We start from the raw sequence: 5,163 nt of genomic DNA on the forward strand, positions 1-5,163 counted from the left end.
GGCCATGGCGAGCCGGGGGTCGACCGGGGCCGGGGGCGCCGGCGGAGGGGTGACCGGGGCCGGCGCCGGAGCGGGGGGCGCCGGCGGGGCGAGCGGCGCCGCCGCGGGGGCCGGGGCGGCGGCCGGCTGGTCGTCGACGGTGACGCCGAAGTCGGTGGCGATGCCGGCCAGGCCGTTGGCGTAGCCCTGGCCGACCGCGCGGACCTTCCAGGCGCCGTTGCGCTGGTAGACCTCGACCACGATCAGCGCGGTCTCCCGGCTGAGCGGCGGCGGGGTGAAGGTGACCAGCACCGCGCCGGTGGCGGCGTCCCGGACGGTGGCGGTCGGCTCGATGCCCGCGAAGGTGGCGCCGGCCTCGTCGGGGCTGGCGGTGACCACGATCTTGGTGATCCCGGCCGGGACGGCCGTGGTGTCGACGATGATCGCGTCCGGAACCCCTGCGGAGGCCGGGCGGTGGGTCACCCCCGGCCCGTTCGGGGCGTTGTAGAAGACGAAGTCGTCGTCCGAGCGGACCTTTCCGGCGTCGGTCAGCAGCAGGCCCGAAACGTCCAGCGCCTTGGGCGCGGTGACCTCGACGGTCACCCGCGCGGCGGTCAGCGGGGCGTTGCCGCCTTGGGTCAGGACCGTGGACACGAACTCCTCCTGGGATGGGGTGGTACGGCGCCGGCCCCGGCGGTGGGGCGGCTGTGCCGGCTGGCGACCACAGTAACGAACGAGCCCGGCCGGATGAGCCCGAACGGGGCGCTGACCTGTCGGGTTGCCGGGCCCGGCCGGAGCGGCTCAGCCGGTCGGGGCGGCGGCGTGCGGCGCCGGTGCGGGCACCGGTACCGGAGCCGGCACCGGAGCCGGCGCGGCGAAGGCGCCCAGGGCGGCGACGGCGCGCGGCCGGCCGATGCCGAAGGCGCTGGCGCTCCAGGACTCGGGGCTGCGCCGTGCGGTGGCGTGCCGCTCGGCGGTCCGCCGGTCGGTGCTCCGGGGCGGGGCGGCGGTGGCCGGGCGGGTGGCGTGCCCGGCGGGCCGGGTGCCGCGCACGGTGAAGGTGTAGCGGCCGGCGCGGACGTCGGTGCCGGGCGGGGTGGTGAAGCGGTAGACCACCGCGCCGTGGTCCTGATGGCTGGTGACCACGGCCCCGGCGAGGTCGGTCCAGGCGGCGCCGGTACCGGGGGCCGCCGTGCCGGGGGCGAGGCGGATCTCGGCCTGCAGCGCGGTGAGCGGCTCGGTGACGGTCAGGGCGAGGACGTGCCGGGTGCCCTCGCGGCCCAGCGACTGGACCGCGGCCGTACCGGCGAGCGCCTGGTCGTCGCCCTCCTCCGGGGCGCCGGCCGGGCGGCCCGCCCCGGTGCCGTCGGTGCCGTCGCTGCCGAGGGTGGCGCCGTCGGCCGTGCCGAGGATCCCGCCGGTCCACTCGCGCGAGGAGGGGGAGGGGACGAACGGCCTGGGCGCGCTCGGCGACGGGGAGGGCGCGGGCTTGGAGGGGGACGGCGAGGGCGACGGGGACGCTCCGGACGGCGCCGGGTCCTCGCCGGGCCGGCGGGCGGTCTGCGCGCCGGTGCCGTCGGTCGCGAACGGCTCGTCGGCGGACTGCGAACCGTCCGTCAGCTCGTCGGCCAGGCTCCCCTGACCGCCGCCGGGGCCGGTCCCGTCCTCCTGGGGCCCGGCGGTGACGCCGTGTCGGGGCGCCCGGCCGTCGGCGAGCGGGGCGGTGGAGGGGCCGCCGCCGGGGTGGGGCGCGGGCGGGGTGGAGGCGCGCGGACCGGGCACGGTGCCGGGGGCGCGGGTGCCCGGCGCCGGGGTACCGGACGCTCCGGGGGCGGGCGTGGCCGGGGCGGCCGGGCGGCGGCCGGCCGACGGGCCGGGGCCGGCGGAGTCCTGGCCGGCGAGGGTCCCGGTGCCGGAGGCGGTGCTGCCGCCGGGGCCCGAGGCGGCGTCGGGGGAGGTGCCGGAGCTGGGCGGCGGGGCGCTGGAACCGACCCGGGCGACCCCGGCCCGGCGGCCGACGCCCTGCTGCTCGTTCAGCAGGAAGGTGGTGGCGATGCTGATGCCCACCACGGTGGACATCGCCATCGCGGCGCCGGAGAACCGCAGGGTGGGCAGCCGCAGGCGGCCGCCGAACGGGCCGGGGCGGCCGTGCCGGCCGTGGCGCGTGCGGTCCCGGTCGTGCGCGTACGGTGCGTCCGGCCCGGTGTCGTCGGACAGCTTCACCTGCCCCCTCCCTCCCCTGAAGTCGCCGTTGCGGTCGTCGCATTCTCCCACGTACCGACGGCGGTGCCGCTGGCGCCGGCCCGGGCGGACGGCCCGCCGGACCCCGGCGCGGCCGGCGCGTTCGGGCCGGGCCCGTCGGATCCCCGCCGGGCCGGTCGGAGCCGGTTCCGTCCGCTCCGGTGCGGTACCGGCTGGTCCGGTCCGCTCGGGAGCGTGGTTCGGGGGTCGTCCGGGCGCGGTCCGCCCAGGTCGTCGCGGGGGCGCGCGTGCGGAGTCCGGCCGGATGCGCGCGCGGGCGTGCGCCGGCAGGGGGACGAGCGTAGCAGCGGGGCCCCGGGCGGTGGCCAGTGGCCGGACGGAATTGATCCAATCCGTGGACAACCCTTTGACCAGCGGAAGTTGACGGTCCGTCTGACAAGGCCGGTAAGGGACCACCGGTCGGTGCGGGGATTATTGCAACCCCTTTGCAACCCTTGCCCGCCCCTCGCGCGGTGGAGCACGCTGGTGGACATCCCACGCCGTCCCGGAGAGACCGTCATGCCGCCCGACCCGCTGCCAGCACCCTCCAGTGCCCCCCTCGCCGCTACCCCCACGGGCGGCGATGAGGCAGGCTCCACCGCCGCTCCGGCGGCGGTGGAGGAGGTGCTGACGCTGCGGATCTCGCTGGGCGAGGAGGTGGTCGGAGAGGTCCGTACGCGGTTCCGGTTCGACACCGAGCGCCCGTACGAGGTGCTGCTGACGTTCCACCTGGGGCGGCCGGACGAGGCCGACTGGGTGTTCTCGCGCGAACTGCTGCGCGACGGCCTGCGCTCGTTGAGCGGCCAGGGCGACGTCAAGCTGTGGCCGGCGTACTGCCCGTGCCACGGCTCGACGTTGCACCTGGCGCTCGACTCGCCGCACGGCAGCGCACTGCTGGAGGCCTCCAGGCCGACGGTCCAGGCCTGGCTGGACCGGACGTACGCGCTGGTCTCGGAGGAGGCCGAGCGGTCCTGCGGGCCGACCGACGCCCAGTTGTCCGAACTGCTCGCCGGCGGCCGCTGAACCGGGGCCGCCGCTGACCGGGGCCGCCGCCGGGCCGGGGCGGCCGGGCCCTACGCGTTACGCGGGCGGCACGGGGAGGGGAACGGAACGGGGACGGGCCGGCGCGGAGGCGTCGGCCGCAGGGCGCGGCCCCGGTAACGGCGGAGTGCCGGGCAGCCGGACCGTCCCGTCGGCCAGACCGGTGCGGAGCCTGCGCACGGCGGGCGCCGAGGAGGACGGCAGCAGGTCGTACGGATCCTCCGGGCCGGCCACGCTGACCAGCACCGATTCGGCGAAACGATACGGCCGGTGGGCCAGCAGGCCGCCCAGGTAGCGGCGGAGCCGGGACAGTTCGGCCCGCACCGTCACCGTGCGGCCCGGGTCCCCGAACAGTGCGCCGGCCAGCTGGGCCGCGCTCAGGCCGTCGCGGTCGGTGGCCAGCAGGAGCAGGAGCTCGGCGTGGCGCGGGCTGAGCGCGTGCGACCAGCTGCCGGCCGCGCCGCGCACCGACAGTTCGGGGCTGCCCGGGCGGCGCAGGTCGAGCCGGAGCCTGGCCCCCTCGGCCTGTTCGGCGAGCAGGCCGGCGGTGTTCGCCTCCGGACCGTCGGCGCCGCCCGGCGCGGCCGGGGCGCCGTCCTGCGGCCGGACCGGCCGGACCAGCCAGCCGTCGGCGAGCGGCTCGATCACGCACTCGCCCAGGCTGGGCAGCCAGTGCACGGCGGCCGAGTCCCAGCCCTCGGTGGGCAGCCGCAGCCGGGGCGGTGGCGGCAGTCCCGCCGCGGCGGCCGTCCAGCCCGCCGCGTCCACGACCAGGGCGGGGCCGTTCACCCGGGCCAGCATCGGGGCGGCCAGGGTGCGCAGGTGGTGCAGGGACTCCAGGCGGCGGGCGCGCAGTTCGGTCTCGGCGAGCTTGGCGGCGGTGGCGGTCAGCTGGAGCAGGTAGGGGCGCACCGAGTGGGCCGGGCCGCTGAGGTTGATCGCGCCGATCAGCCGTCCGGTGCCGGGGTCGCACACGGGGGCGGCGACGCAGGTCCAGGACTGGTGGCTGCGCAGGTAGTGCTCGGCGGAGTGGACGTGCATCGGGCGCCGGGCGCGCAGGGCGGCGGCTATGCCGTTGGTGCCGACGCGCTCCTCCACCCAGCGGGCGCCGGTGAGGAAGCCGATCCGTTCGGCGCTGCGGCGCAGTCCGCGCTCGCCCTCCTGCCAGAGGATGTGGCCGTCGGCGTCGGTGATCGCGAGGATCAGCGGGGGCTGGTCGGCCTGTTCGACCAGGGTGTCGCGGAGGATCGGCAGCACCGGGTCGAGGCCGCTGCTCCGGCGGAGGTGCTCGATCTCGGCGGGGCCGAGGTGGACGGCGTCGGCGCCGGAGTCCGGGTCGAGGCCGAGGCGGCGCAGGCGTTCCCAGGAGTCGCCGATCTCGGGGCGGGGCTGGAGGAAGGGCGGGTCCTCGGGGGCGGCGGTGTCCCGGTTGGCGCTGCGGGCGGCCGCCTCGGCGAGGGCCCGCTCGTGGATCCTGGCCAGTTCGGCCGCGCTCTGCGGGGTTCGACGTTCGGGCCGTCGGGTCTGCCGTCCGGGCTGCCGCACTCGTGTCGCTCCTCGCCGCCGTTCGAGGGCGCGCCGGGGCCGACGCGCTGACGAAAGAGTACGGGCGCCACCGGTTCCTGGGGATGGTGTCTGCCAACTCGGAATACCAGACGGTACGAGAGTGGTCATGCCACGGAATTCCGGTGCTTCCGCCCTAGCGGACCGGGGGTTGCCGCTGGGCGGACTCGACACTGTGGTGGAGGTCGGTGGTGGCATCGAGGCTGGTCGCGGCGGTGAGGGCGAGGCAGCCGGCCAGGGCCGCGGCGGCGATCCGGCGGGCGGCGGCGGACCCCGCGGGGCGCGGGTGGAGCAGGGCGGCGACCCGGCGGGGGACCGGTCCGCCGTGGGCCGCCGGGG

At 78.1% G+C, this 5,163-nt stretch carries 4 protein-coding genes and 1 pseudogene; 1 reads left to right on the forward strand and 4 read right to left on the reverse strand.

Going from position 1 to position 5,163, the window contains the following annotated elements; all coding sequences use genetic code 11:
- On the reverse strand, positions 1-621 hold a 621-nt coding region (locus ACFXAM_RS37760), incomplete at its 3' end, for a TerD family protein (protein WP_380298364.1).
- Positions 622-780: 159 nt separating this feature from the next.
- Positions 781-2,202, reverse strand: coding sequence for a hypothetical protein (locus ACFXAM_RS37765; RefSeq protein ID WP_380298359.1), 1,422 nt, complete (start codon positions 2,200-2,202; stop codon positions 781-783).
- Between the two features lie 504 nt (positions 2,203-2,706).
- On the opposite strand from ACFXAM_RS37765, the gene ACFXAM_RS37770 reads away from it, so the two are divergent.
- Positions 2,707-3,243, forward strand: coding sequence for an SsgA family sporulation/cell division regulator (locus ACFXAM_RS37770; protein WP_380298361.1), 537 nt, complete (start codon positions 2,707-2,709; stop codon positions 3,241-3,243).
- A gap of 57 nt (positions 3,244-3,300) precedes the next feature.
- Here the strand turns inward: ACFXAM_RS37770 and ACFXAM_RS37775 are convergent, their stop codons facing one another.
- Positions 3,301-4,806 (reverse strand): GAF domain-containing protein, encoded by a 1,506-nt coding sequence (locus ACFXAM_RS37775; protein ID WP_380298363.1) that lies wholly within the window; start codon positions 4,804-4,806, stop codon positions 3,301-3,303.
- 154 nt (positions 4,807-4,960) lie between these two features.
- A pseudogene (locus ACFXAM_RS37780) lies at positions 4,961-5,163 on the reverse strand (M56 family peptidase); the annotation flags it as partial.

It is taken from the genome of Kitasatospora sp. NPDC059462, from assembly GCF_042749955.1.
Taxonomy (GTDB): Bacteria; Actinomycetota; Actinomycetes; order Streptomycetales; family Streptomycetaceae; genus Kitasatospora.